The organism is Chitinophaga filiformis (genome assembly GCF_021646545.1).
GTDB lineage: Bacteria > Bacteroidota > Bacteroidia > Chitinophagales > Chitinophagaceae > Chitinophaga > Chitinophaga filiformis_A.
Genome location: NZ_JAKIRP010000004.1, coordinates 331,009 through 356,804, shown reverse-complemented (window position 1 = coordinate 356,804; position 25,796 = coordinate 331,009). Strand labels below are relative to the sequence as shown.

Genomic DNA, 25,796 nt, shown 5'->3' with positions numbered 1-25,796 from the left:
TTAGCTCAGTTCTATTACTATTGTCTGGTTTCTTTCCAACTGGGAGCCGCCGGGTATTGACTGGCTGGTCACCTTACCGGCTCCTTTGATAATCACACGCAACCCTGCATTCTCTAACAGGTACAGTGCATCTTTTAAGCCCATCCCTGTTACATTGGGCACTCCACCTTTCACATGCTGTACCGGCGTAAAGACGATCTTTTTATCGTCTACTTTAGCGCTTACCCAGCTGCTGTTATTCACATTGCCCTGCATTGGCAGGTTCAGTTTGTTCAGTATTGTTTTCCATTCGCGTCCCTGTCCGTTTTTAAACGCCAGCAAAGTATCTATTGCCAGGGTAGCGCGCATGGGCTTTTGTTTCTCAAGTGCGATCGCGTACAGCTTGTCTGCCACTTCGCGGAACACAGGTCCTGCTACTGCGCCTCCGTAGAACTTCACCGCATTCGGTTTGTTCTTGATGACCACCACACAGGTGAACTGTGGGTCATTGGCCGGGAAGTACCCTGCAAATGAAGACTGGTAGATCTTATCTGCATATCCCTGTTTACCATTGGCTACCAGGGCGGTACCGGTCTTACCGGCAAATTTGTAGTACGGCGACCACAAGGCTTTGGCCGTACCATTGGTCACCACACCCTCCAGCATCTGCTTTACCTGCCTGAGCGTATTTTGTGAGCAGATACTGTCCAGAACGATTTCCGGATCAAAGTATTCCACCGGCTGACCATATTCCATGATAGCGTTTACCAGGTAAGGCTTCATCATGGTACCGTTATTAGCCACTGCATTGTACAACATGCAGGTTTGTAACGGGCTTATCAACACTTCGTATCCAAAGGCCATCCATGGCAGGGTGGTGGAACTCCATGTCCTTGATTTTGTATTCTTGATCACCGGCTTGCCTTCCCCTACGAGGTCGACACCGGTGGGTTTATCCAGTTTCAGTTTACGCAGGTGAGCCACAAAGTCATTGGGCCTTTTTGCGTAACACTGCAGGGCCAGTTTCGCCATGCCCACGTTAGAGCTCAGTTCGAAGGCATGTTTAATGCTAACGTTTGTTTGTCCCGGGTGAGGTTCGGAATCAAACACTGTTCTCTTTCCTATCTGCCAACGGCCTTCATTAAGGTTTACCTGATTGTTCATGGTGACGTATTGGTCATCCAGTGCGGCGATCACGGTAGCCAGTTTAAAGGTGGAACCAGGTTCGCCCACCTGTAAGGCATAGTTCATGTCCTCCCAGTAGCTGCCATCTGGCTGGCGGCCTAAGTTGGCAATGGCTTTTATCTTACCGGTTTTCACTTCCATCAGGATGCAGGTGCCGTGTTCAGCTTCATTGCTCACCATCATATTCATGAGCGCTGTTTCCACGATGTCCTGCATATTGACGTCTATGGTGGTGACGATATCACGTCCGTTTTCAGGTTCGATATCGTATCCTTCCACGGGAACGAATGTTCCACCGGCGATACGGCGCATCAGTCTTTTACCGGTAACGCCTTTTAAATATTTATCGTAGGTCCTTTCGAGACCTACGTTCTGCGCATTTTCCCTGGACAATCCTATTGTACGGTTAGCCAATAGTTTGAAGGGGTTGATGCGTTTATTTTTCGTTTCTGCGATCAGGCCGCCTTTGTTCCTTCCCAGTCTGAACATAGGGAAGTCGCGGACTGCCTGATATTGGACAAACTGTACATCTCTTTTGAGGAGGAAGTACCTGTCTTTGTTTTTGTATGCGTCCTGCAGGATACGTTTGTATTCAGCAGGTGTATGATCGCCGAACAGGGCGGAAAGACGAATAGACAATGAGTCAACATTGTCCTTGAAGATCTTTCCTTTATTTTCCCGCAGGCCATCAGCGGCGAAATCCACCCTCAGGTTAAAGTAAGGGATGGAAGTGGAAAGCATTCTGCCTTCTTCTGAATAAATCGTGCCACGGTCAGCGTCGAGAGAAACATACCGGGTGTGCAGGCTGTCTGCCATACTACGCCAGTAGTTACCTTCTATGTTCTGGACCATGAACACCTTTACGAGGATTGCCACACCAAACAGTCCCATGCCAATAAAGCATAGATACACACGCCACAATATGTCTTTCTTTACTTCCACTGTTTGTTATATAAAAGGTTATTCCTTTTTCTCCAGTTCAATTTTCTGTGGCGGAGAGTTAAGCGGTTTTAGTCCGAGGGGCTCTACTGCTTTACCTACTTCGCTCATTTTGCTCCGGAACATCAGTTCGCTTTTAACGTTGAGGTACTCCCATTTGAGTTCCTTTATTTCCCTGCCAAGCTTGTTGATGCGCCGGATCTTTTTTTCTGCCAGGTGACTGTTGGCGATATATATCAGTGCGAGCACGGACAGGAATCCGATGAACGGCATGTTTTGGGTAATGGCTCTGTAGTTGATACGAAGGCGCCATTCCTTTTTATGTTCATGCTGTTCCGGTTGTTCTTCCGGGGTTTCGTCTGCGGCTGATATGTATGCTTCTTCGTCCTGCAACACTTTTTATTATTTATGCTACTAAGCCAATGTAACCTGTCGTCAAACAAGTACATTGGCATAGCGGATTCATAATCAGTCTTATAATTTTTCGGCAACCCGGAGTTTTGCACTTCGGGACCTTGTATTGCGCTTCAGCTCTTCGGGGCTGGCAGTTACTGGCTTTTTTGTCACTAATCTGAAGCGTTTCGGAGGCGTTTCAAAAGAGAACGTATCCTCCTGCACTTCAAATTGTCCCATTTTCATAAAGTTTTTTACCAGTCTGTCTTCCAGCGAGTGGAATGTGATGATGGCGAGTTTCCCGCCTGGTTTCAGCACTTCCGCTGACTGGGTCAAAATATCTTTCAGGGCGCCAAGTTCATCATTGACTGCAATTCGCAGTGCCTGGAACACCTGTGCCAGGTATTTCTGCGGATTGCCTTTTACTATCGGCTGAATTACAGATTTGAATTCACTGATGGTACGCATAGGTCTGGCCTTGCGTTCCTGTACAATGATCTTTGCGAGGGTGCGGGCGTTTGTTACTTCACCATATTCCTGAAAGATCAGTTGCAATTCTTTTTCGGTAGATGATTGGAGGATAGCTGCGGCGGTTTGCGTGGTGCGCTTGTCCATCCGCATGTCCAGGTCACCGTCAAAGCGGGTGCTGAATCCTCTTTCTGCGGTATCGAACTGCCAGGAAGAAACTCCCAGGTCAGCCAGGATACCATCTACCGGGACTGACTTGTATAATTTCAGAAATCGCTGCATATGCCGGAAGTTCTGTTGAACAAAGGTGACTCTCGGGTCATCTATCCGGTTGTTATAAGCATCTTCATCCTGGTCAAACACGATCAGTCTGCCGTTTTCATTTAGTTGTTCCAGGATTGCCCTGGAATGGCCCCCTCCTCCAAAAGTGGCATCTACATATACACCATCGGGGCGTATCTGCAGGTTTGTGATCACTTCCTGCAGTAACACGGGCAGATGATATGCTGAACCTTCTTCCATACTCGGTTAAATCGAAATATTATTATCTCCGCCTCCCATTACTTGTTGGGCCAGGTCACTAAATGATCCTGGTGAGAAATTTTCAAAGAACTCCTGGTATTTACCTTTATCCCAGATCTCTATCTTATTGGTTGCCGCCGCCAGCACAATGTCTTTTTCAAGTGAGGCGTACGACATCAGGTTTTTTGGTACCAATAACCTCCCTGCACTATCCAGTTCACATATTGTAGCTCCATTCAGAAAATAGCGCCGGAATTCCCTAACTTTCGGATCGAAGTCGTTCAGTTTACTGATACGCTCGAAAATTGGCTGCCATTCATTCATGGGATACAAAGACAAGCATTTTTCAAACCCGCGGTTAAGTACAAACTGCTCCCCTGCGCTCTCTGCCAGCTGCTTTTTAAAGCCAGCGGGGAGTAGAAAGCGCCCTTTTGCATCCAGCGTAGCCTCATATTCACCGAGAAAGCCTGTCATACTTGGGGGCGAAAGTCCTTGAAAAACACTTTTCTAACACAAAATAACACTTTTTCCCACTCTCTAACGAAAAAATGAAATATAAATTTTTTCCACAGCAGTTTTTTGCCTATAATATTGAGTTGTGTGAGCTTTATTGTGTAATGAATGTGGATTGATGTGAATAGTGTGTTAGTAACGTGTTTATAAGTGTGTATTTCTTGTTTATAACCGGGTGGGGTTAACTTGTTGTCGATATGCTGTATCACGCTAAGTGGCTCATTTTCAGACTGGAATGGTGTTTCCGGCTTCCCCGGTTATTGATACGCGTATCGCGCTAAGTAACTTACTTCCCGTATTTGACACTTCCCTATTGTTATGTAGATCACGCTAAGTAGCTCAGTTTCAGTATGGGATGGCGGTCGGCGCCTCTCTGGCAGCGCAAGGCTGTTGGGCTTTGTCAATCGGATTAGCGTCGGAATCCGATTGAACTGCGTCAGTCGTATGCCAGAGAGCCGAAGGCCCGCCATTCCCATCTGAAACTGGTGCTACTTACGCTCTTCCTCCTATGATATTTTGTATCTGATTATCAGTGGGTTGGAGGTCCGCTTCCCTAAGTACTTAATACGCCTTACCATGCCTCTGACATGCCTTTAATATTGGGTACGCACCTCTTATAAGGTAGTTCAAGGCCCCCCGATGCGTCTGGTATTCGCCTGCAAAGAGCTGAGAGAGGCGATAGGTATGCTGGCCGGCGGTATCAATGCCCGTTTCCGTGCCATCAACTGGCCCCCGATCAACTATTGGTATAAGGACGTTCCAACCGCCCCATACGTCCTGTATACGTCCTGTATGCGTCGTGTATAATCCATGTTCAGGTCCACCTTAAAGGCATATACCACACGCACATAGGTTGATTTGAACACAACGGATTGCTTCCGAAAGCCAGGTTTTTGGTTTTCTGTGGTAAAAAGTGGAGAAAATTGATTTCCGTGGTAAAAAGTGGGGAATATGATGCGGGTGGTAAAAAGTGGTGGGATATTTTCGTCAAGAGACCAGGTCTGATAAACAGGGGTGGGGTAAAGCGTAGTCTTCCTTGCGGTCCCGGCTTTTGCAAAATTTTAACAGCTTCGATTCCCGCCCTATCTTACATTTACATTTAATTCTTAACTTTGCCCTCTTTATGCGGAAAATAGTTTTATACATCAGTCTTTTAGCGGCAGTAACAGCTTCGGTATCATGTAATTCGGAGCTGCGCAGAATTGAAAAAAGCAAGGACTACGAAGCCAAGCTGGCGTACGCTGACAAGCTGTATGCTAAAAAGAAGTATACTTCAGCCCAGGCTTTATACGAGTCTTTGTTCCAGGTATATAAAGGAACTGATAAGTATGAACCTATTTATTATAATTACTGCTACTGCTCTTATAAGATGAAGGACTATGTACAGGCCGGATTCTATTTCAAGAACTACCTGGATAACTTCCCGAACAGCCCGAGAGCGACTGAAATGGACTATATGCAGGCTTACTGTTATTATAAGCAGTCGCCCAAAGTGCAGCTGGACCAGACCAATACCCAAAAGGCTATTGCTGCCATGCAGACCTTCATTAATAACTATCCCACTTCCGATAAAGTACCTGAGGCCAACCTCGTAATCGAACTGTGCCGCAGGAAGCTGGAAAAGAAAGAATACAATAACTCAGAGTTATACTATAACTTAGGATATTATAAGGCCGCTGCCATCTCTTTCAAGAGCCTGATGCGTAACTATCCGGATTCAGATAAGAGCGATGAGTATAAGTATATGGCTATCAAGGCTTATTATCAATATGCCAAAAATAGCATCTGGGAAAAGCAAAAGGAACGTTACGACGAGGTGCTGTCAGAATACCTGGATTTTGCTGATCATTATCCTAACAGCAAGTTGAAGGGAGATGCCGAGAAATATTATACCTTAGCACAAGGCAATATCAAAACGCTCGATAGTTATACCAATACCAAGCCCGAGCGCCTGAAAAAAGAAGCTAAAAGAGCTGAAAAAGCAGCTGATAAGGCTGAAAAGAATAACAAAACGGAAAATTCAGATAACTCAAAGAAATCTGAAAAAGCCGTTACCGAAACTAAAAACAATTAATAAACACAATAATTCCCTGGAGAATGAGCAAAATAAAAAGAGGTCTCACCAGTAGCATTAATCCGATGGTAGAAACTAAAAATACTACCGAGATCAAGGGCAAAACTGGTAACCTGTATGAATCTATTGCAGTGATCGCGAAACGCGCCAACCAGATCAACATATCTGTGAAGGAAGAACTGCACTCCAAGCTGGAAGAATTTGCCAGCCACACAGACAACCTGGAGGAAGTGCATGAGAACAAGGAGCAGATCGAGATCTCCCGTTTCTATGAGAGGATGGCTAATCCGGCTATCCAGGCTACACAGGAATTCCTGGAAGACAAGATCTACTTCCGCAGGAACGACGACGACTTGTATAGTTAAGTAGTTTGACTGAAAAATATCTAACTTCATGGCGGCAGAAACATATTTCTGCCGCCTTTTTGTTTAATAGCCAATAGGTCATGCTTCAAGGAAAGAAAATATTACTGGGTGTATCCGGCAGCATCGCTGCCTATAAGGCAGCTACGCTTGTAAGGTTGCTGGTAAAAGAAGGTGCAGACGTGAAAGTGGTCATGACGCCATCTGCCTGCGATTTTATTACTCCACTGACCCTGGCTACCTTATCCAAACATGAAGTGCCGGTGACCATCAGCGATAACCAGAGCTGGAACAACCACGTGATGCTGGGCCGCTGGGCGGACGTGATGCTGATAGCCCCGGCTTCCGCCAATACATTGTCCAAAATGGCCAATGGCGCCTGCGATAACCTGCTGATGGCTACCTATCTGTCTGCCACCTGCCCGGTATTATTTGCACCAGCCATGGATGAGGACATGTGGCATCATCCTGCTACCAGGAACAATATCAGCAAACTGCTCTCTTACGGGCACCAACAAATACCGGTAGAAAAAGGAGAACTGGCCAGCGGCCTTTTCGGGGAAGGCCGTATGGCGGAGCCGGAAAATATTGTGAAATACCTGGAAGGGCATTTCAGCAACAGACAATATTCCAATAAGCCGGAAGCAAATCCTGATGCCGCCGGCTCGACCGGTCAATCTGTGTTTACAGGGCAGTCAGGCGCCGGTGCTGCACAGCACATTGAGCAGCAACAATTTGTCTCAGCCGGCCTGCCGCTAAGGGGAAAAAAAGCATTGGTAACTGCTGGTCCTACGCAAGAACCGTTGGACCCTGTACGTTATATCAGTAACCATTCCAGTGGAAAGATGGGAATTGCCATCGCAGATGCGCTGGCAGCCGCCGGAGCTGAAGTGACCCTGGTACTGGGACCGACAGGCCTCTCTGCCGTTCATCCTGCCGTTAACACTATCCGGGTGGTGACTGCGGAAGACATGTTCAACGGCAGCGCTGCACATTTCGCCCAGGCAGACGTTATAGTAATGGCGGCAGCTGTGGCAGATTACCGTCCAAAACACGTGGCAGACATTAAGATGAAGAAAGGAGAAGGAGACGCTCTGACGCTGGAACTGGAAAAAACAAAAGATATCCTGCGTACCCTGGGCGCTACCCGCACTGATAAGCAGGTGCTGGTTGGGTTCTCACTGGAGACGAACAACGAAAAGGAATATGCACTGAAGAAACTCCGTGAAAAACACCTGGACCTTGTGGTAATGAATTCCCTGAATGATAAGGGGGCCGGCTTTAATCACGATACCAACAAGGTAACTTTATTTGACAAGAAAGGCGATGCAAGGGATCTGCCGCTGAAATCGAAAGTGGAGGTGGCACAGGATATAGTAGCAGCTATTGTGGACATTGTTCACCTTAATAGCGCTCCCCTGGTAGTCTAAACATATGCTCTATATAACAGAATGATCACAATGGCTAATAACGCTCACTTATGTTATGCAAAACACAGGACCTGGTGTTTTGCACTCATCATGTCAATAGCAGGAACCCTAATGGCCCTGATACCTGCACAGGCACAGGAGCTCCGTTCAAATGTGACCGTCACTACCGGCAGGCTGGTAAATAATAACACCAGCAGGAAGGTATTTGTTACCCTGCAGAATTCCATCCGGGAGTTTCTGAATGGCCGCAGATGGACAGACGAAGCGTATACGCCTGCAGAACGAATAGAGTGCAATTTCATACTCAACATTACTGAAGACCTGGGCAATAATACCTTTAAGGCTACCCTGACCGTACAGGCTACGCGTCCGGTATACAATGCGGGATACCTGACCAGCCTCCTGAACACGCAGGACCAGAATGTAGTGTTCCGTTATGTGGAATTTCAGCCCCTGGAATTCAGCGATAACCGTGTAGTGGGAAATGATCCGCTGGCATCCAATCTTACAGCTATCCTGGCTTATTATACCTACATTATTCTCGGACTGGATGCAGATTCTTTCGCTGCCAGGGGAGGAGATGATTTTTATAAGAGGGCGCTGAACATAGTGAGTAATGCACCTGACGGCAAAGACATCGCCGGATGGAAACCTTTTGAAGGTAACCGTAACCGCTACTGGCTGCAGGACAATCTGCTGAATGTGAAATTCGCCCGTTTTCATGATGTGATGTACCAATATCACCGGCAGGGACTGGATATGATGTATGAGGACATGAATAAGGGACGTAATGCGGTGATGAACTGTCTGAACATGTTGTATGCCATCTATCAGGATATACCCAATTCTATGCTGATGTCGACGTTCTTTACCGCCAAAGCTGATGAACTGCAGAGGATCTTTGCGAAATCACCTCCGCAGGAAAAGTCACGGGCGGCGCAATTACTTGCCATAATGGACGTCACCAATGCTGCGAAATATCAGCAGATGAAATAGCTTTGCATTCTGAAGAAGGAAAATCATTTATGTATAGAATTATAGCAGTTTGCCTGGTGCTGTTGATAACGGCGTGCGGGGGGGCGGATAAAGTACCGAAAGACGTTCTGCCAAAAGAAAAAATGCGCGATGTGCTACTGGATATGAATCTGGCGGATTCATACAGCGGCATGGCGGATGATGAACAGGCGAACGTGATCATCAGTGACTCGGTGCGCAAGCAACGGGCGAAAGTTTATTACCGCCAGATCCTGGATCTGCACAAACTGACCCCAGCAGAGTTTAAGCGCAGCTACGCCTATTATGAGTCGCACCCCAACAAGTTCAAGGAAGTGTATGATATGATGTTTGCATCTATCACCAACGAAAAAAACATGCTGGATCTGAACCTGAAACGGAAGGAGTATGTTACAAACCGCCGTTCTCTTTTGCCGGTTAATAATAATAGCCTAATTTCAGGCGAACAGGATACATTAATTCCATTTGTTAAGAAAAATAAGAGAGGCATCAATTTCGACCATCTGCCACCAAAGCCCCCGCTAAAACTGGCCAAACCTAGGAGCTGACGCCTCCCTATTTAAAAACATCACCAAAACATGAACAAAGTTGTAGCTAATGCTGATGAGGCATTGCATGACATCCGTGACGGCGCAACCTTAATGCTGGGCGGATTCGGTTTGTGCGGCATCCCCGAAAACAGTATTGCCGCCTTAGTACGTAAGGGCATTCAACAGTTAACCTGTATTTCCAACAATGCCGGTGTGGATGATTTTGGCCTTGGACTGCTGCTGAAAACCCGGCAGATCAGAAAGATGCTTTCTTCTTATGTGGGAGAAAATGCTGAATTTGAACGCCAGCTACTCTCCGGTGAACTGGAGGTGGAACTGATCCCCCAGGGCACCCTTGCTACCCGTATCCAGATGGCTGGTATGGGCATTCCCGCTTTCTTTACCCCCGCTGGTTATGGTACCGAGATCGCTGCCGGGAAAGAGTCGCGCGAGTTCAATGGCAAGCAATATCTTATGGAGCTGGCCCTGCATGCAGATTTTTCTATCGTTAAGGCCTGGAAAGGGGATACGATGGGCAACCTCGTATTCCGGAAAACCACACGCAATTTCAGTACATCCATGGCTAAAGCGGGCAATGTCACCATTGCCGAGGTGGAGCACCTGGTACCGCCGGGGGAACTGGATCCTGACCAGATCCACGTACCAGGTATTTATGTACACCGTGTCTTCCAGGGAAGTAACTATGAAAAACGTATAGAGCGGAAAACCATAAAAATGGGTTGAGCCCTCATAACTTACTGCAACCTCAAATCTGAAAATCGTTATGTCTTTAGATAAATATGGCATTGCCAAAAGAATAGCACAGGAACTGCGCGATGGTATGTATGTAAACCTGGGCATTGGTATTCCGACCCTGGTGGCTAACTTTATTCCGCCGGGTATCTCTATCATGCTACAGTCCGAAAACGGCTTGCTGGGCATGGGACCTTATCCCGAAGAGCAGGAAATGGATCCGGACCTGATCAATGCAGGTAAGGAAACGGTTACAGTACTGCCGGGTGGCGCTTTTTTTGACTCTGCCGAGAGCTTCGGCATGATCAGGGCAGGAAAGGTGGATCTTACTGTATTAGGCGCCATGGAAATATCTGACGCAGGCGATATCGCCAACTGGAAAATACCCGGTAAAATGGTAAAAGGAATGGGAGGAGCGATGGACCTGGTAGCATCCGCAAAAAATATTATCGTGGCAATGATGCATACAAATCCCAAAGGGGAAAGTAAATTGCTACCAACGTGTACCCTGCCGCTGACGGGTGTATCCTGTGTGAAAAAAGTGGTAACCGAACTGGCCGTAATGGATATTACCCCAGAGGGTTTCCGCTTACTGGAAAGAGCCCCTGGTGTAAGTGTGGACGAGATCGTAGCTAAGACAGCAGGGCGGCTGGTAGTCAGCGGAGATATACCTGAAATGAAGCTGAATTAAGTGCCTGGATTAGGAATTGAAATGCCGCGATAGCTCTTCGTGTTAAATTCTCAATTCCTAATTTTTTATTTTTTCATAAGTATTATCCCTCATATTTGCAATACCCTTAACTTGCTATTGTAGAATAAAACAAAATCAGCATCTTTGCTGTATCAAATTACTGTTGGTAATCACGCAACAGTAATATATGTGAACAGCATTCGAATCAAGATCCGATAAGAGAAGTCAATATTCCCTGAGGGGAGAACCAAAACTTTAAATCGTACAATGTAAAGCGCATTGTGAAAATTGTCGTGAAACGTTCAGAGAATCAAGCAACACTATGAAATTAAGACCACGTACGTATCTATCCTGAATGGAGAAGAATACTGAATGATTACAGGTACCGAATGGTATATGTTGGAATTTAAGTTCCTGTCATGTGATTGTTCGAAGTGTCCTATTTATCTTATACTTTTTTTTTGAATTATGAAAGAATACTGTGTCACACTTAGCGGATTGCATGCCCGTGTCTGGGTTTGTGCGTAGCATCGCCAGAGGTTTCCGTATCATCAGCAGTTTCCAATATTGGGTTGTCAGTTTATTACAGGTGTCCATCCCTGCCTCAAGCCGGGAAGAACCCCTGTCCTATGTAAAAAAGACGGTTATCCGGCGTCAGGCCGGGTAACCGCTACCCATTTTTACCCCATTAATTTTCCGTAACTTAACAGTCCAATCAAAAGTTAAAGTGTTCGAAGTGCAATCGGGTTCTTTATGTTATAATGGTAAGTTTATTACGGCGTCCGAGCCTATATTAACGGCCGATAACCGTTCCTTCCGTTACGGAGATGGTTGTTTTGAAACCATGCGGGTGTACCAGGGGCGGATCTTATTGGCAGACCTGCATTTTGAGCGGTTGATGTCCAGCATGAACCTCCTTCATTTTGATGTCCCCCAACAGTTTACAAAAGCATATTTTACAAGGCTTGTGACAGAGCTTTGCAGCCGGAATGGTCATGACAGGCTGGCCAGGGTAAGACTGACCGTTTTCAGGTCAGATGGAGGCTTGTACGACCCGATAAATAATCTGCCGAATTTTATTATCCAGAGCTGGGAATTGAACAAGAACATACTGGAGTTAAATGAAACCGGGCTGAGGCTGGATATTTTCCCTGATGTGAGAAAGGCGAGCGACAAATATTCTTATATAAAGTCCAATAATTGCCTGCCTTATGTGATGGCTGCCATGTATGCAAAACAACACCGCATTAATGAAGCAGTGTTGCTGAATCCCTGCGGAAGAGTGGCCGATACCACTATCGCCAATCTTTTTATAGTGCATGGCCGCGAGATCGTCACGCCTCCTTTGTCCGAAGGAGGAGTATGCGGTGTAATGCGTAAGAACCTGTTACGTATGGACATGCCTTTCACAGTTACAGAGAAACCTATAACAGTGGCTGATCTTGAAACAGCAGATGAAATATTTCTTACCAATGCCGTTACCGGCATCCGCTGGGTAGGTTCATTCCGCGATAGCAGTTATGGAAATGCCACTGCGGTTATTCTACATGAGCTCATCCACGAAGGATTATAGATAAAAATATGCGATCACTTTATTTAGTATTATATACTGAACCTGCACGGCAGTGACATATTTTTAGTGGAACTTTCTTTGTTTTATCCGGTTTATCTTGTACCTGCGATTGTTTATTTGAGAATGCAAAACTAACCACTCTTATGCCTCCAAACATAAACTTATGCTGGTTGCGACGTGACTTACGTCTGCTTGACCATGCAGCATTGTACCACGCTTTGAAATCAACAAATCCCGTTGTACCTGTCTTTGTGTTCGACACAAACATTCTGAATGATCTTGAAGACAAACGTGACAGACGCGTCACTTTCATTCATGACACATTGAATGATCTGCAGGTAAAGCTCAGTAAACTGGGGAGTACGCTGGATGTTTATTACGGCACTCCGCAGGAAGCATTTGAATACTGGACCACACAGTATGATGTGCAGGAAGTGTTCACCAACATCGACTATGAGCCTTACGCAGTAAAGCGGGACACAGATATTGCAAAGCGGCTGAAGGAAAAAGGTATTGGCTTTCATCAGTACAAGGATCAGGTTATCTTTGATCGTGATGAAATTTTGAAAGATAACGGAGAACCATATACGGTGTTTACACCGTATAGCAAAAAATGGAAAACATTATTGAATGATTATTCTTTACAAGCATATCCTACAGAAAAATATTTCGGCAATTTCTTTAAGCAGAAAGTGAAAAAGGTCCCCAGCCTGCGTGCTATCGGATTCGTTGCAGGAGACAGGGGATTTCCCTCTATGAGAGTAAAGGACAGTGTGATAAAGAACTATGATAAAACCCGGGACCTGCCTGGTGTTGAAGGTACGACACACATTGGACTGCATCTGCGTTTCGGCACGATAAGCATACGTGAATTGGCTGACCGCGCTAATCAGCTGAACGAGACATTTCTCGGTGAACTGATATGGCGTGATTTCTTCCAGATGATCCTATGGCATTTTCCACATGTTGTCGGGCACTCTTTCCGTCGTGAATACGACAACATACAATGGCGGAATAATGAAAGAGAATTCCAGCAATGGTGCGACGGACAGACGGGTTATCCTATTGTAGATGCAGGCATGCGCGAATTAAATGCAACAGGTTTTATGCATAACCGCGTACGTATGATCACTGCAAGCTTTCTTACGAAACATCTGTTGATAGACTGGCGTTGGGGAGAAGCTTATTTCGCTAAGAAATTGCTCGATTATGATCTGGCAGCAAACAATGGTAACTGGCAATGGGCGGCAGGTTGCGGCTGCGATGCAGCACCTTATTTCAGGGTGTTCAATCCAACGTTGCAAACACAACGTTTTGATCCTTCATTCGAATACATCAGAAAATGGGTGCCCGAATTTGAAGAGCTGACTTACGTACAGCCCATGGTTGTACATGAGCAGGCACGTAAAAGAGTATTGGAAGTCTATAAAGCCGCATTAGCTTCTTAGGTCATCGTAAATAAAAGAAGTGCGGAAGTAATACAACCATTAAGACATAAACAGCCCACAGACGATTTGCTAATCATTTGTGGGCTGTTTTTATTGTATACTGTTAATGTTTATGCATACACAGACATCAGTCTGTCAACCGCAGCTTTACCTGCTTCTCCAAGGCCAAGACTGAAATCATTTACATACAGATCAATGTGCTGACGCATCACTGTTTCATCCATTTCCTGTGCATGATCAGTTACATAGGATGATAATGCAGGATAATGTTTATAGGAATATTGCAGACTGTCATGTATCAGTTGATCTACCTGTTGTTTGATATGATCAGGAATATCTTTACGGATAAAGATGCCACCTAAGGGAATAGGGCTGCCGGTAGTGCTTTCCCAGTATTCACCAAGATCAATAATTTTTACAAGACCTTTCTGCTGATAAGTGAACCTGTTCTCATGAATGATCACGCCCGCATCAACACGGCCGTCCAGCACTGCATTTTCGATATCCGAGAAAAGCATTACCTCTTTTTGTTTTGCTTCCGGAAAAGCAATAGAGAAGAGTAAGTTAGCTGTTGTATTTTCTCCGGGGATAGCTATCTTACAATCTTTGATCTTTTCCTGCGGGATATCTTTTTTAGCGATGAGCAATGGTCCGCAACCTCTGCCCAAAGCGCTGCCACTGTTGAGTAGTTCGTACTGGTCTTTCACTTTCTGGTATACCCCGAAACTGAGTTTGGTGACAGCCAGTTTGCCCTGCATGGCCCACTTGTTCAGTGTTTCAACATCTTCAAGCTGTGTCTTGAATGTGAGGCCCTTTGTATCGATCTTGTTATTCACCATCGCATCAAAAATGAATGTATCATTCGGGCATGGTGAGAATCCTAATGTTAGTTCCATCGTTCAAAATATTTAATCAATGCATCATTCAATTCTTTAATAGCCAGCTGGATCTTCCATTTGCTCTTATCTCTTACTTCTACATAATTGGAGATACTCCGTAGTTGCAGAAAGGGAATTTTTTCCAGCAGGCAGGCGTAATGAAAAGCCGCGCCTTCCATACTTTCGACTTCCGGATTATACTTGTCGACCAGTAGCTGACGGGTGCGCTCGCTACCGCTGACGGTATTGATGGTTACACCTGAAGCAGTTGGGAGTCCGGGCAGGTGAGGAAGGTCTGTCAGCGGATTGATAAGCTGCCTGTTAGTAAACGGAGGCTGATCCGGCTGCCATAACTGTATATCAAACAGGTCTTTATAAGCCTGGTCGTCTTCAACGCCCAGGTCGCCTAATTGTTCTTTATCAACGATCACTACTTTCCCCATTTCCCAGGAATGGTCAAAACAGCCGGCAATACCGGCCTGAATGGCAAAATCCGGACGAGATGAGGCAAATTGCCTGCCCAGTTGGTAAGCGGTGTGCATCATGCCGATGCCGCCTATCAGGGTGGTTACCTGGCAATTCCGGTAGTTCCTGCTGGCCAGATGGTCCATAAAAGGCTGGATTTCAAAGGTAGTAGCTGCGGTAACCAATATTTTCATGGTGCAAAGGTAGGCGCTTTTGGTTTTTGTGTAACGATCGGTTCTGATCGAATTATTGTATTTTTGCGGAAAATATAGAGTACATAATGATCTATTTAACGCGTGTGGAGAACTTCAATGCGGCGCATAAGTTATCCAATCCCGCTTGGAGTAAGGAAAAGAACGAGGAAGTGTTCGGTAAATGTGCTAACGAAAACTGGCACGGTCATAATTACGAGTTACACGTCACTGTGAAGGGAACGCCTGATCCGGAAACCGGATTTGTATTCAATGCCAAGACACTCGGCGTACTTATCAAGGATTATATCGTGGAAAAGGTCGACCACAGGAATCTGAATGTGGATGTTGATTTCATGGCCGGCATATTTACCTCCGCTGAAAATCTCGCTATAGGCATCTGGGATCAGCTGACGCCTCACCTGCCTGCGGGGGTGGAATTACATTGTATTAAGCTGTATGAGACACCTCGTATCTATGTAGAATACTTTGGTGGTAAATAAGCGATGACATATCCCATACCATGGATATTCAGGATTGCCGATTATTAGACTAAGTTAATTATAGTAATGGCTTACAATAAGATAGAAACGTATGATGAAAAGATAACGAATGAGCTTATTCATCATTACAAGAGCAGTATCGAGTTATTGGGAGAAGACGCGGAGAGAGAAGGATTAATGAAGACGCCGGAACGTGTGGCCAAGGCAATGCAATTCCTCACTGAAGGCTACCAGATGGATGCAAAGGCCATCCTTGAAGGTGCCAGGTTTACAGAAGCATATAGTGAAATGGTGATCGTAAAGGATATTGAGTTGTATTCGCTGTGCGAGCACCATATGTTACCGTTCTTCGGGAAGGCGCATATTGCCTATATTCCTAATGGGTATATCACTGGTCTGAGTAAACTGGCCCGCGTGGTGGATGTGTATGCACGCAGACTACAGGTGCAGGAGCGCATGACCCATCAGATCCTGGATGCCATCCAGGAAACACTGCAGCCGCTGGGAGTAGGAGTGGTGATAGAAGCGCAGCATCTGTGTATGATGATGCGTGGTGTGCAGAAGCAAAACTCAGTAACAACGACGTCTGCATTTTCAGGACAATTTGAAGATGGCAGAACGAGGAATGAGTTTATGCGTTTGATTACGAAATAAGTTCAATGAAGAGATACGAACCGTCTGGTGTATGCCAGGCGGTTTTTTTTTCACCTCAACACATTCACCGCTATATCATACACACGCTGACAATAATCACTATCCTCAATCACCGCCGGCAGCACCAGTGTATAACTCCAGGTATCCCTTAATATCAGCACGGAAGAATAAGGATCGATCGCCTCTTCTACATCATCTTCTATCTTCGTCGTGATCTCAACATTGTATTCCAGCCTGTGTACCCTTCTGGCAAGTATTACAAAGCAACCTTCACCCCGTTCATGTACGGCATACCCGTTTTCCTGGTATTCCTGGTATGCTTTTTTGTCTTTTGCCAGCACATACTCATACACCTCATCTTCTACCACCTCCACTTCTTCCACAATGAGGTGTGCATCCTTCGTTTTGAGGTCATTAATAAAAGCCGGGAAGAATTCATTGAACTCTTTATTTGAAATTATGGTGTAATCATTTCCTGTTATCATTGTAGTACGTATTTTAATCCCTGTTAAAGAATTACCTGTGTTCTACTGAACGGATCGAAATGCTACATGGAGTTAAGGTCAATGCAATTTAAACAACCGCAGCTATAATCCCTCTTTTTTGGGAGGGATTTTGATATATCATAAAGAGTATGAATATTTGCAATCCAGTTACCAAGATATATGCAGAAATATTAATGCATGTGTCAGGTAGCGTAAACCAAATCAGATGAAACACGCTTACGTTTTTCCAGGACAGGGTTCTCAGTTCCCGGGTATGGGCAAGAATCTGTACGACAGCAATCCTAAAGCAAAAGAGCTTTTCGAGAAAGCCAACGAAATTTTGGGCTTCCGTATATCAGACATTATGTTTTCCGGTACCGAAGAAGACCTGAAACAGACTAAAGTAACGCAACCGGCAGTATTCCTGCATAGCGTGATCGCCTTCCTGTGTGCAGAGCCTGCGGCAAAGCCGGACATGGTAGCCGGACATTCCCTGGGTGAATTTTCAGCCCTGGTGGCCAATGGCGCTCTGACATTTGAAGACGCATTGCGCCTGGTATTCATACGTGCTACAGCTATGCAGAAAGCCTGCGAGCTGCAGCCTTCAACAATGGCGGCTGTACTGGCACTGGATGATGCGAAAGTGGAAGAGATCTGTGCTGCTGTAAGCGCAGAAACAGGAGAGGTAGTGGTGCCTGCTAACTTCAACTGCCCTGGTCAGCTGGTGATTTCCGGTTCCATCAAAGGTATTGACGTAGCGTGTGAAAGAATGAAAGCAGCTGGTGCCAAAAGAGCCCTGGTACTGCCTGTAGGTGGTGCATTCCACTCCCCGTTGATGGCCCCTGCCAAAGAAGAGCTGAAAGCAGCTATTGAGAAAACAACTTTCAGCACACCGTCCTGCCCGGTATATCAGAACGTGGTGGCGAAAGCTATCAGCAGTCCGGCTGAGATCAAACAAAACCTGATCGATCAGCTGACTGGTGCGGTACGCTGGACACAGTCCGTACAGGCTATGGTAGCAGATGGTGCAACTACATTTACAGAAGTTGGTCCTGGCAAGGTATTGCAGGGACTGATCGCGAAGATACAGAAAGATGCCGTGGTGAACGGGATCAGCTAATTTGAAAGAGGGATCAGAACTAACTCCTGATCCCTCTCTATATTTAAAAGTCGATGCTGGCATTCCACCACTCCGGGTCGAAGTTGGCGTTTAGTTTCTTATAGAAGTTGATAGCAGGTTCATTCCATTCCAGTACCTGCCAGTTAATACCTTTCAGCTTTTTTTCCCTTACTTCCTCGAATAATCTTTCAAACAACATATTGCCTATACGCCTGCCTCTGAAGCTTTCGGTCACGATCAGATCTTCCAGGTACATTCTGCATCCTTTCCAGGTAGAATAACGGATATAATAAAGCGCAAAACCGACAATTGTTTCTTTCCCATCTTCCGTATGGACAGCCGCAAATGCTTTCCAGACAGGGTTCTTACCGAAGCCTGCGTCTTGAAACTCTTCAAGTGTTACAGTTACTGCCTCAGGTGCCTTTTCATATTCCGCCAGCTCCTGTATCAGCTCCATGATTCTTGGACAATCTTCTTTTCGTACGTCCCTAATAGTAATTTTTTCCATGTTCCTTCAGGATTATTTACCTGCACTTGCTGGCAGGTGCCATAATTTTTGGTATTTTGGTGAAGATAGTAACTAAAATTATATCCATGAAGGATATCCTGCTCAGCTATGCAGCTTATAACCTTTGGGCTAACAATAGGGTGGCGGACGTATTGAAAAAGTTGCCGGATACACAGCTGGACCAGGAAACAGGCAGCAGCTTCGGAAGTTTACGCAAGACGGCATACCATATGTGGGACGTCGAAAGCTTGTGGTACCAGCGTTTACACCTGGTCGAACAGGCTGTCCGGCCCTCTACCGGTTTCGAAGGCACGTTTGACGAAGCGTGTACCCGCTGGCAGCAGCAGTCCCAGTTGCTGGCCGACTGGGTAAAACAGGTACAGCCTGTCAGACTGCAACATGTGGTGGCTTATTACGATACCCGGAAACAATATTGTAAATCAACCGTTATAGAAATACTGATGCAGGTATTTAATCATGCAACGTTTCATCGCGGTCAGCTGGTAACTATGTTACGGCAGGCCGGTATTACTAAAATTCCCGTTACTGATTACAGCGAGTTCGCAAGAAGCAGAAAATAGTAGCATCTTTGCAGCTGGTCAGCACAAGGCAGACAATAATATTTCAATGAGTGCACAGTCATTTTATGCTAATGTACCGCAACACCTGGTAGCAGTAGATTGTATTATTTTTGGGTTCGAAAACAGTAAACTGAAGTTGCTGATCATGCAACGGAAGGTAGATCCCATGCAGGGCGAATGGTCTTTGATGGGTGGTTTTCTCCAGAAAGATGAGAGTGTGGACGAAGCTGCCGCGCGGGTATTAAAACAAACTACGGGATTGGAAAACATCTACATGGATCAACTGGCCTGTTACGGAGACGTAGGCCGTGATACCGGTGCCCGTGTAATATCCATGGCGTATTATGCCCTGATCCGCATCAGGGAACATGAACATAATCCCACCCAGCAATACAGCGCACATTGGCTGGAACTGCATCAGATCCCTAACCTCATCTTCGACCACCGCCAGATGATAGCCGACGCGCTGAAGAAATTGAGAGATAATGCTCATTTTCACCCTATTGGCTTTGAACTGCTGCCCGAAAAGTTTACCCTTTCCCAGTTACGCAGCCTCTATGAAGAGATTTTCCAGCATGAGCTGGATAAGCGCAACTTCCGTAAGAAGATACTGTCCATGAACATATTGGAGAAACTCGACGAAAAGGATAAAACAACCTCAAAGAAAGGAGCACATCTGTACCGGTTCGATAAACAGAAATATGAAGAATTAAAAAGGAGGGGGCTGGTGTTCGAGATATAACAGTATCTTGTAGGAGAAAAGAGGCGAAATCATTACACTACATCTGTTTATTATTGTGCAAATTCCGTAATAAGAACGTACTCATCTACCTCATGATAGTCATTTCCGGGAGCTTTTTGCGCCAGGGAGCAGTATTTGCCCAGAAAGGAGTTATCTCCCGGCTGCAGGCCGACACCCTGACTACAGACAGCACCCGGTATGTAGATCTGATGAACCAGCTGGCCGGCCAGTTCCAGCACCGTCAGCTGGATACTTGTTTTCTTTATCTCTGCAAAGCACGGGAAGTGGCCCAGCGACTGGGATATGCGAGCGGGGAGGCGGCCGCCTACCGCGGACTGGGAAGCTATTATACCTATCGCGACAACAGCTATCTTTCTTTCCGTTTTTATCTCGATGCCCTGAACCTGTATAAGGAGCTGGAAGACAGCGCCGGTATCTGCCAGACCTCTATGCATCTGGGGGTATATTACCAGTTTGAAAAACAATATGACGAAGCCGGTGCGTACATGAAACGGGCCCTGGATATCAGCAAGCGCCTGAAAAATGATAGCCTCCTCATGGTGTTGCGGGCCAATTATTATTTCATGTATGTCAGTAACCTCCGCGCCGGCCGAAGCAGTGATTTCGTAGACAGGAAACGGGCTAACCGGGCATTGGCTATTGCCCGTCAGAGGGCAGTAAGGATGGGAGATGAACGGTTGCTGTTCTATACCGGCATGCTGCAGGCCCAGGAGCTGATTTACAGTAAAACCGCCGAAGCAGAAGGCGTGGCTAAGCTCACGGCCCTGGTGGCCGACGCTGAGCGGAAAGGATATGTATATCATGCCATGTATGGCTCGTCTCACCTGGCTTCCTACAAAGCCCGCAGCCATCATGCTGACTCGCTGATCTTTCAGCGGCAAATGGTGCGCCTGGCCCTGGAAGGAGGGTTCCGGGAACTGGCTTTGCCGGTGGTTGCCAAACTCTATGCCTGGTACGATAACCACAATATGAGCGATTCTGCCAGTTTCTATGGCTCCGTTATGCTGGATATAGTGGAAAAGGAGGAACAAAGTAAAACGCAGGGAGAACTGGATTACATAGACTATTACATGCAGGAGAAAAAGCTGCGTGCCTTGCAGTTGCAACATGATTATCAGCAGCAGCTATTGGATAAAAAGGCGATGGAGATCCGTGGCAGGTACGCGGTGATCATCTTTCTGACCATATTGTTGATATTGACAGTATTGTTGCTGGTGGATGTAAACCGTTCCCACCGGCGCTCCCGCCGGAATGCTATCCAGCTGGGGCAGAAGAACCGCGAAATCAGTGAAAAGAATGCACTGTTGCGTACCAACGATGATTTTAAGAATAAACTGATCTCCCTCATCGCGCACGACTTCCGGGTGCCGCTGAATCACATCATAGACATCACCGATCTGCTAAAGGACCAGTCACTGGAATATGATGAAGCGATATCCCTGTTCCGGAAGCTGGAAACCAAGTCCCAGCATACGCTGCATGTTTTTGACAGCATCCTGCGCTGGATCAGGTCACAGCTGAGCGGTTTCGTGTATGCTCCGGTGGTTTGCCGGCCAGCTGATATGATCCGGGAGGCATTGGAGATCCTGAAGGATAATTGTAAGGAGAAAGCATTAACTATACGCCTCGACGTTTCAGACGATCTGCAACTGCTGGCCGACAGGGAGATGCTGCAGTTCGTACACCGGAACCTGTTACACAATGCCGTGAAATTCAGTCCCGCACAAGGTACGCTGCATATTACCGCTGTTGTGGAGGGTGATAAGGGCACTATTTCTTTCAGCGATGAAGGAAGAGGTGTAGATCCAGCTGTGTTGCAGTACCTGTTTGAATATCGCAACAGGGAAAAAGACCGGGGCAGGACAAATGGGGGCGCCGGGCTGGCGCTTATTATCTGCAAAGACTTTATGGATAAGATGGGCGGCACTATTCAGGCTATCAATAACCCCGGGAATGGCAGTACGTTCTCGTATACTTTGCCGCTTGTAAAAGAAGGCACAATTCAGGAACAGTGAAAAGAACATGGACACATATCATACTCCTGATAGTTGCCGGTCTGATGGCCGGAAGGCCGTCGTTTGCCCAGGACAATGTGATCCGTCAGCTACGGGCCGATCTGTTACGGCAGCGCGATAGTACCGGTTATACAGATGTATTGAATCAGCTGGGCATGCAATATCACCTGAGTAATACCGACAGCTGCTTCTGGTATGGTGTAAAAGCCCGTGATATAGCTACCCGTCATGGCGACAAAAAAGGCCTGGCCGGCGCCCTGAATAACCTGAGCATCTTCTATGCGCTGAAAGCCAATACCAAACAGGCTATTGAATACGGCTTCAAATCCCTGCTACTCTATCGTGAGCTGGAAGACCAACCCAATATCTGCCAGCTGCTGATGAATCTCAGTGTGTTCCATGACATGGATGGGATGAAACCAGAGTCCAACCAGTACCTCTACCAGGCAATGGAGCTGGGAAAGACGCTGACGCAGGATTCTATTTACAGCCTGGTGCTGATCAATTATGCCCTGCGTTTTGAACAGGACAGTACCCGCCAGGATTCTGTAAGATGGGCACTGGGAAAGTCTAAAGAAATTATCCGCAGGTACCCTGGCAGCAGAGAGACCTACTATATACAGGCATTGGACGCCGATGAATGGATGAAAGACGGGGAAGGGGCAAGGGCAGTACAGAAGATCAATGAGTTGGCGGATAAGGCGCTGAAGGAAGGTCTGGTGGTAGTGGCCATTGATATGCTGGACCATATTGACACATATAGGCAGAACGGTTATCCCGCCGATGCAATACCCGCTAAGGAACGGGCTTTTGCCATAGGCAGCCGCTCAGGATATCTGAATATGATGCTGCCTACGGTTGCCAGTCTGTACCGGCATTATGCCAACAGCAACAACGAAGCAAAAAAGGCATATTACGGCCGGGCACTGTGGCAACTGGTGAGAAAGCGGCTGGAACTGAAATCCAGCAATTACATGAACTACCTGGATTATTTCCTGAAAGAGCAGGAGCTGAACGAGTGGGAACTGAGCAACAGGGTGCAGGAACAAAAGATCAACAAGGCCAATATGAAGCGAAAGAGCCGTCAGCAACTGATCGCGTTTATGGTGGGTGTATTGCTGCTGGTAGGAGGCTTTACCTACGCCCGCTACAGGTCTTACAAAGGATTGCGCCGGCAGGAACGCTTACTGCAGGAAATGAACGACGCCATTTCAGAAAAGAACCAGCAACTTAACATCCATGATGATTTTAAGAATAAGCTGATCGCCATCCTGGCGCGCGATTTCCGGGAGCCGTTGAATGACATCATCCGGGTGTCTGCCATGTTCAGGAACAAGGATATGGATCAGGCATCCATGCAGCAGATCATTGACGAAGCCGTTGTGTCTTCCCGCAAAACACTGGTTATTTTTGATAATATCCTGCGCTGGATAAAATCCCAGCTGTCAGGCTTTGTATATAATCCCGCTCCCTGCGACCTCTTACTTCTTTTTGAACAGGCTATGCCTCATACCGACCAGCATCGGATAAAGCTGGATATTCCATCAGGCCTTTACCTGGCGGGCGATCAGGAGATGTTGCTCTTCATTAACCGCAGCCTGCTGCATTGTGCAATAAAGCTGTCAGCAGGAGAGGGCCTAATAGCGGTACACGCTGTACAGGAAGAACTTGTGAAGGTGCACATCACGTTTACGGTAAGCTCATTTACGCCGCAAATGGCGGCTCATTTGTTTGAATACAGAAGAGGGGATGATATGTCTGTAACGCTGGTGATCTGTAAGGACTTCATGGACAAAATGGGAGGGCATATCAGTGCAGAGGTACAGGGAGTGCAACTGAGGCTGGGGTATAGTTTGCCTTCGTTTAATTAGGTCAGGAATTAAGAGTTGGCTTGCCTGTTTTCAGTTCAATGTTGCCTGACCAGCGTTATTCACTGTAACATACCACCCTGACAGGTGGAAATTGCATGCTCAAACCCTAATTCCTGACCGTTTAATTATTTTGGATCGTATGCCCACTTCAGATAGCTGGCACCCCAGGTAAATCCACCGCCAAAGGCAGCCAGCACCAGGTTGTCACCTTTCTTCAGTTGCTTTTCGTAATCCCATAGGCAAAGTGGCAAAGTACCTGCGGTAGTATTGCCATATCGCTGAATGTTCATCATTACTTTTTCTTCCGGCAGACCCATACGGGAAGCGGTAGCGTCGATGATACGCTTATTGGCCTGGTGAGGCACCAGCCATGCTATATCATCTGCTGTCAGGTTGTTACGCTGCATGATGTCGTGTGCTGCATCCGCCATGTTGGCTACGGCATACTTGAACACCATTTTGCCTTCCTGGTATACATAGTGCTCCCTGTTGGTTACACTCTCAATGCTGGCAGGCTGTGCAGAGCCACCGGCTTTCATGTGCAGGTACTCACGGCCATGACCATCGCTTTTCAGGATGCTGTCGATTACGCCCAGCCCTTCAGTATTAGGTTCCAGTAATACGCCTGCGCCGCCATCGCCAAAGATGATGCAGGTAGTACGGTCAGTATAGTCAATGATAGAGCTCATTTTGTCAGCCCCGATCACCATTACTTTCTTATAGCGTCCGCTTTCAATGAAACGCGCACCTGTGTCCAGTGCATACAGGAAACCGGAACAGGCGGCACTGATATCAAAGCCGAAGGCGTTTTTAGCACCTATTTTATCAGTTACGATGTTGGCGGTAGCCGGAAACACCATGTCTGGCGTAACAGTGGCCACGATCAGCAGGTCGATCTCTTCCGGGCTGATCCCTCTTTTACGGCATATTTCCTGCGCTACTGGTACACATAACTCAGAAGTCCCCTTACGCTCTCCCTTCAGTATCCTTCTTTCTGTGATCCCCGTACGGGTAATGATCCATTCGTCTGTTGTATCTACCAGTGTTTCCAGTTCTTTATTAGTGAGCACGTAGTCAGGTACATAACCACCTACCGCTGTAATAGCGGCCGTTATTTTGTTCATATTAATAAAATAGATGTTTTAAACGAGGCGTAAAAATACATAAGAATTTGTAAATGTAAGTATAAGGTTACTTACTGCCCCGTTCTTGCTAAATTTTTACTAGGTTTGCCGAACAATAGAAACATTTATCTTCCTGTATGATTGCTTACCTCAACGGAAAACTGTCCTATAAATCCCCTGCTTTGGTATACATTGATGTTCAAGGGGTTGGATACGAAGTGCAGATCAGTCTTAATACCTACTCCCGCATACAGGGACTGGAAAATTGCAAATTGCTGACCTATCTGCATATCAAGGAGGATGCACATACACTTTATGGCTTTTTTGACGAAGCGGAACGCCATATGTTCCTCTTACTCATAGGCGTCTCCGGAATAGGCGCCAATACCGCCCGGATGATGTTATCTTCCCTGCAACCAGAAGATATTCAACGGGCTATAGCCATGGAGAACGAAAAAATGCTCGAAAGTATAAAAGGGATCGGCGCTAAAACGGCAAAACGGGTAATTCTGGAGCTGAAAGACAAAATCAGTAAACATAAGGATGCCGGTCACCAAATATCTCTAACACCAAACAATACAATTCAGGAAGACGCGTTAAATGCATTAGTCACCTTAGGAATTGCCAGAAACGTGGCAGAACAGGCAATTAATAAAGTGCTAAAAGCTGAACCACTATTGCAAGACCTCGAAGCGCTTATTAAAAAGTCGCTGAAAGGTCTATAAATTATTTATTACCCTGACCTCTATAAAAACCTATTTCTC

Annotated in this window: 27 protein-coding genes; 18 read left to right on the top strand and 9 right to left on the bottom strand. The window is 46.3% G+C overall.

All coding sequences use genetic code 11. From position 1 onward, the window contains the following. The 4 genes from L3C95_RS13765 to mraZ form a co-directional block, all read right to left on the bottom strand. Positions 1-2,106, bottom strand: a complete 2,106-nt coding sequence (locus L3C95_RS13765) for a penicillin-binding protein (protein ID WP_236388482.1) — start codon at positions 2,104-2,106, stop codon at positions 1-3. A gap of 18 nt (positions 2,107-2,124) precedes the next feature. Next, complete coding sequence (locus tag L3C95_RS13760) at positions 2,125-2,499, bottom strand: FtsL-like putative cell division protein (protein ID WP_236388480.1); 375 nt, start codon at positions 2,497-2,499, stop codon at positions 2,125-2,127. Positions 2,500-2,577: 78 nt separating this feature from the next. After that, positions 2,578-3,486 (bottom strand): 16S rRNA (cytosine(1402)-N(4))-methyltransferase RsmH, encoded by a 909-nt coding sequence (gene rsmH, locus L3C95_RS13755; RefSeq protein ID WP_236388479.1) that lies wholly within the window; start codon positions 3,484-3,486, stop codon positions 2,578-2,580. Between the two features lie 6 nt (positions 3,487-3,492). Then, positions 3,493-3,960, bottom strand: coding sequence for a division/cell wall cluster transcriptional repressor MraZ (gene mraZ / locus L3C95_RS13750; protein WP_089828277.1), 468 nt, complete (start codon positions 3,958-3,960; stop codon positions 3,493-3,495). Between the two features lie 678 nt (positions 3,961-4,638). Here mraZ and L3C95_RS13745 point away from each other — a divergent pair. The 10 genes from L3C95_RS13745 to L3C95_RS13700 all read left to right on the top strand — a co-directional run bounded on the left by L3C95_RS13745 (position 4,639) and on the right by L3C95_RS13700 (position 13,874). After that, positions 4,639-4,806, top strand: a complete 168-nt coding sequence (locus tag L3C95_RS13745) for a hypothetical protein (RefSeq protein WP_236388478.1) — start codon at positions 4,639-4,641, stop codon at positions 4,804-4,806. 316 nt (positions 4,807-5,122) lie between these two features. Continuing rightward, the gene (locus L3C95_RS13740) at positions 5,123-6,073 is read left to right on the top strand and encodes an outer membrane protein assembly factor BamD (RefSeq protein ID WP_236388477.1); all 951 of its coding nucleotides are present in this window, start codon (positions 5,123-5,125) and stop codon (positions 6,071-6,073) included. A gap of 23 nt (positions 6,074-6,096) precedes the next feature. Further along, positions 6,097-6,438 carry a DNA-directed RNA polymerase subunit omega gene (locus L3C95_RS13735; protein ID WP_149693489.1) on the top strand — a complete coding sequence of 114 codons (342 nt, stop codon included), beginning with the start codon at positions 6,097-6,099 and terminating at the stop codon, positions 6,436-6,438. An 80-nt stretch (positions 6,439-6,518) separates the two neighbouring features. Then, complete coding sequence (locus L3C95_RS13730) at positions 6,519-7,865, top strand: bifunctional phosphopantothenoylcysteine decarboxylase/phosphopantothenate synthase (protein WP_236388476.1); 1,347 nt, start codon at positions 6,519-6,521, stop codon at positions 7,863-7,865. A gap of 30 nt (positions 7,866-7,895) precedes the next feature. Next, positions 7,896-8,861, top strand: a complete 966-nt coding sequence (locus L3C95_RS13725) for a DUF4835 family protein (protein ID WP_236388475.1) — start codon at positions 7,896-7,898, stop codon at positions 8,859-8,861. Positions 8,862-8,890: 29 nt separating this feature from the next. After that, positions 8,891-9,427, top strand: a complete 537-nt coding sequence (locus tag L3C95_RS13720; protein WP_236388474.1) for a DUF4296 domain-containing protein — start codon at positions 8,891-8,893, stop codon at positions 9,425-9,427. Positions 9,428-9,457: 30 nt separating this feature from the next. Further along, positions 9,458-10,153, top strand: a complete 696-nt coding sequence (locus tag L3C95_RS13715; RefSeq protein WP_236388472.1) for a CoA transferase subunit A — start codon at positions 9,458-9,460, stop codon at positions 10,151-10,153. Positions 10,154-10,193: 40 nt separating this feature from the next. Further along, the gene (locus L3C95_RS13710; protein WP_236388470.1) at positions 10,194-10,853 is read left to right on the top strand and encodes a 3-oxoacid CoA-transferase subunit B; all 660 of its coding nucleotides are present in this window, start codon (positions 10,194-10,196) and stop codon (positions 10,851-10,853) included. 727 nt (positions 10,854-11,580) lie between these two features. Continuing rightward, entirely contained in the window at positions 11,581-12,426 is an 846-nt protein-coding gene (locus L3C95_RS13705) for an aminotransferase class IV (RefSeq protein WP_236388469.1), read from the top strand. Positions 12,427-12,596: 170 nt separating this feature from the next. Next, the gene (locus tag L3C95_RS13700; RefSeq protein WP_236388468.1) at positions 12,597-13,874 is read left to right on the top strand and encodes a cryptochrome/photolyase family protein; all 1,278 of its coding nucleotides are present in this window, start codon (positions 12,597-12,599) and stop codon (positions 13,872-13,874) included. Positions 13,875-13,984: 110 nt separating this feature from the next. Here the strand turns inward: L3C95_RS13700 and L3C95_RS13695 are convergent, their stop codons facing one another. Together L3C95_RS13695 and mqnB are read right to left on the bottom strand one after the other, a co-directional pair. Further along, positions 13,985-14,770: a 1,4-dihydroxy-6-naphthoate synthase gene (locus tag L3C95_RS13695; protein WP_236388467.1), complete on the bottom strand. Its 786-nt coding sequence runs from the start codon at positions 14,768-14,770 to the stop codon at positions 13,985-13,987. Next, positions 14,761-15,411 (bottom strand): futalosine hydrolase, encoded by a 651-nt coding sequence (gene mqnB, locus L3C95_RS13690; protein WP_236388466.1) that lies wholly within the window; start codon positions 15,409-15,411, stop codon positions 14,761-14,763. Before mqnB ends, L3C95_RS13695 begins: the two co-directional genes overlap by 10 nt. A gap of 86 nt (positions 15,412-15,497) precedes the next feature. Between mqnB and L3C95_RS13685 the strand changes: the two genes are divergently transcribed. After that, on the top strand, positions 15,498-15,911 hold the full coding sequence (locus L3C95_RS13685; protein ID WP_149693479.1) for a 6-pyruvoyl trahydropterin synthase family protein: 414 nt from the start codon (positions 15,498-15,500) through the stop codon (positions 15,909-15,911). A 66-nt stretch (positions 15,912-15,977) separates the two neighbouring features. Further along, a complete protein-coding gene (folE, locus tag L3C95_RS13680; protein WP_236388465.1) occupies positions 15,978-16,565 on the top strand; it encodes a GTP cyclohydrolase I FolE in 588 nt (195 codons plus the stop codon). Between the two features lie 50 nt (positions 16,566-16,615). Here the strand turns inward: folE and L3C95_RS13675 are convergent, their stop codons facing one another. After that, on the bottom strand, positions 16,616-17,050 hold the full coding sequence (locus L3C95_RS13675) for a hypothetical protein (protein WP_236388464.1): 435 nt from the start codon (positions 17,048-17,050) through the stop codon (positions 16,616-16,618). A 226-nt stretch (positions 17,051-17,276) separates the two neighbouring features. Between L3C95_RS13675 and fabD the strand changes: the two genes are divergently transcribed. Next, entirely contained in the window at positions 17,277-18,170 is an 894-nt protein-coding gene (fabD, locus tag L3C95_RS13670; RefSeq protein ID WP_236388461.1) for an ACP S-malonyltransferase, read from the top strand. A gap of 43 nt (positions 18,171-18,213) precedes the next feature. Here the strand turns inward: fabD and L3C95_RS13665 are convergent, their stop codons facing one another. Then, positions 18,214-18,678 carry a GNAT family N-acetyltransferase gene (locus L3C95_RS13665; RefSeq protein ID WP_236388459.1) on the bottom strand — a complete coding sequence of 155 codons (465 nt, stop codon included), beginning with the start codon at positions 18,676-18,678 and terminating at the stop codon, positions 18,214-18,216. An 86-nt stretch (positions 18,679-18,764) separates the two neighbouring features. On the opposite strand from L3C95_RS13665, the gene L3C95_RS13660 reads away from it, so the two are divergent. From L3C95_RS13660 to L3C95_RS13645, 4 genes are all read left to right on the top strand, one after another. Next, the gene (locus L3C95_RS13660) at positions 18,765-19,259 is read left to right on the top strand and encodes a DinB family protein (protein WP_236388457.1); all 495 of its coding nucleotides are present in this window, start codon (positions 18,765-18,767) and stop codon (positions 19,257-19,259) included. Between the two features lie 46 nt (positions 19,260-19,305). Next, entirely contained in the window at positions 19,306-20,001 is a 696-nt protein-coding gene (locus tag L3C95_RS13655; RefSeq protein ID WP_236388456.1) for an NUDIX hydrolase, read from the top strand. A gap of 92 nt (positions 20,002-20,093) precedes the next feature. Beyond that, the gene (locus tag L3C95_RS13650; RefSeq protein ID WP_236388454.1) at positions 20,094-22,037 is read left to right on the top strand and encodes a tetratricopeptide repeat-containing sensor histidine kinase; all 1,944 of its coding nucleotides are present in this window, start codon (positions 20,094-20,096) and stop codon (positions 22,035-22,037) included. Further along, positions 22,034-23,908, top strand: a complete 1,875-nt coding sequence (locus L3C95_RS13645) for a sensor histidine kinase (RefSeq protein WP_236388448.1) — start codon at positions 22,034-22,036, stop codon at positions 23,906-23,908. Before L3C95_RS13650 ends, L3C95_RS13645 begins: the two co-directional genes overlap by 4 nt. Positions 23,909-24,033: 125 nt before the next feature. Here L3C95_RS13645 and L3C95_RS13640 read toward each other — a convergent pair whose 3' ends face one another. Continuing rightward, positions 24,034-25,032 carry a beta-ketoacyl-ACP synthase III gene (locus tag L3C95_RS13640; RefSeq protein ID WP_236388447.1) on the bottom strand — a complete coding sequence of 333 codons (999 nt, stop codon included), beginning with the start codon at positions 25,030-25,032 and terminating at the stop codon, positions 24,034-24,036. 137 nt (positions 25,033-25,169) lie between these two features. Here L3C95_RS13640 and ruvA point away from each other — a divergent pair, with 137 nt between their 5' ends. Next, the gene (gene ruvA / locus L3C95_RS13635; RefSeq protein WP_236388445.1) at positions 25,170-25,757 is read left to right on the top strand and encodes a Holliday junction branch migration protein RuvA; all 588 of its coding nucleotides are present in this window, start codon (positions 25,170-25,172) and stop codon (positions 25,755-25,757) included. The last annotated feature ends 39 nt before the right edge of the window (positions 25,758-25,796 follow it).

Coding starts and splice junctions, on each gene's coding strand:
- rsmH (WP_236388479.1), bottom strand. CDS start 3,486: ATGGAAGAAGGTTCAGCATATCATCTGCCCGTGTTACTGCAGGAAGTG.
- mraZ (WP_089828277.1), bottom strand. CDS start 3,960: ATGACAGGCTTTCTCGGTGAATATGAGGCTACGCTGGATGCAAAAGGG.
- L3C95_RS13745 (WP_236388478.1), top strand. CDS start 4,639: ATGCGTCTGGTATTCGCCTGCAAAGAGCTGAGAGAGGCGATAGGTATG.
- L3C95_RS13740 (WP_236388477.1), top strand. CDS start 5,123: ATGCGGAAAATAGTTTTATACATCAGTCTTTTAGCGGCAGTAACAGCT.
- L3C95_RS13735 (WP_149693489.1), top strand. CDS start 6,097: ATGAGCAAAATAAAAAGAGGTCTCACCAGTAGCATTAATCCGATGGTA.
- L3C95_RS13730 (WP_236388476.1), top strand. CDS start 6,519: ATGCTTCAAGGAAAGAAAATATTACTGGGTGTATCCGGCAGCATCGCT.
- L3C95_RS13725 (WP_236388475.1), top strand. CDS start 7,896: ATGGCTAATAACGCTCACTTATGTTATGCAAAACACAGGACCTGGTGT.
- L3C95_RS13720 (WP_236388474.1), top strand. CDS start 8,891: ATGTATAGAATTATAGCAGTTTGCCTGGTGCTGTTGATAACGGCGTGC.
- L3C95_RS13715 (WP_236388472.1), top strand. CDS start 9,458: ATGAACAAAGTTGTAGCTAATGCTGATGAGGCATTGCATGACATCCGT.
- L3C95_RS13710 (WP_236388470.1), top strand. CDS start 10,194: ATGTCTTTAGATAAATATGGCATTGCCAAAAGAATAGCACAGGAACTG.
- L3C95_RS13695 (WP_236388467.1), bottom strand. CDS start 14,770: ATGGAACTAACATTAGGATTCTCACCATGCCCGAATGATACATTCATT.
- mqnB (WP_236388466.1), bottom strand. CDS start 15,411: ATGAAAATATTGGTTACCGCAGCTACTACCTTTGAAATCCAGCCTTTT.
- L3C95_RS13685 (WP_149693479.1), top strand. CDS start 15,498: ATGATCTATTTAACGCGTGTGGAGAACTTCAATGCGGCGCATAAGTTA.
- folE (WP_236388465.1), top strand. CDS start 15,978: ATGGCTTACAATAAGATAGAAACGTATGATGAAAAGATAACGAATGAG.
- L3C95_RS13675 (WP_236388464.1), bottom strand. CDS start 17,050: ATGATAACAGGAAATGATTACACCATAATTTCAAATAAAGAGTTCAAT.
- fabD (WP_236388461.1), top strand. CDS start 17,277: ATGAAACACGCTTACGTTTTTCCAGGACAGGGTTCTCAGTTCCCGGGT.
- L3C95_RS13665 (WP_236388459.1), bottom strand. CDS start 18,678: ATGGAAAAAATTACTATTAGGGACGTACGAAAAGAAGATTGTCCAAGA.
- L3C95_RS13660 (WP_236388457.1), top strand. CDS start 18,765: ATGAAGGATATCCTGCTCAGCTATGCAGCTTATAACCTTTGGGCTAAC.
- L3C95_RS13655 (WP_236388456.1), top strand. CDS start 19,306: ATGAGTGCACAGTCATTTTATGCTAATGTACCGCAACACCTGGTAGCA.
- L3C95_RS13650 (WP_236388454.1), top strand. CDS start 20,094: ATGATAGTCATTTCCGGGAGCTTTTTGCGCCAGGGAGCAGTATTTGCC.
- L3C95_RS13640 (WP_236388447.1), bottom strand. CDS start 25,032: ATGAACAAAATAACGGCCGCTATTACAGCGGTAGGTGGTTATGTACCT.
- ruvA (WP_236388445.1), top strand. CDS start 25,170: ATGATTGCTTACCTCAACGGAAAACTGTCCTATAAATCCCCTGCTTTG.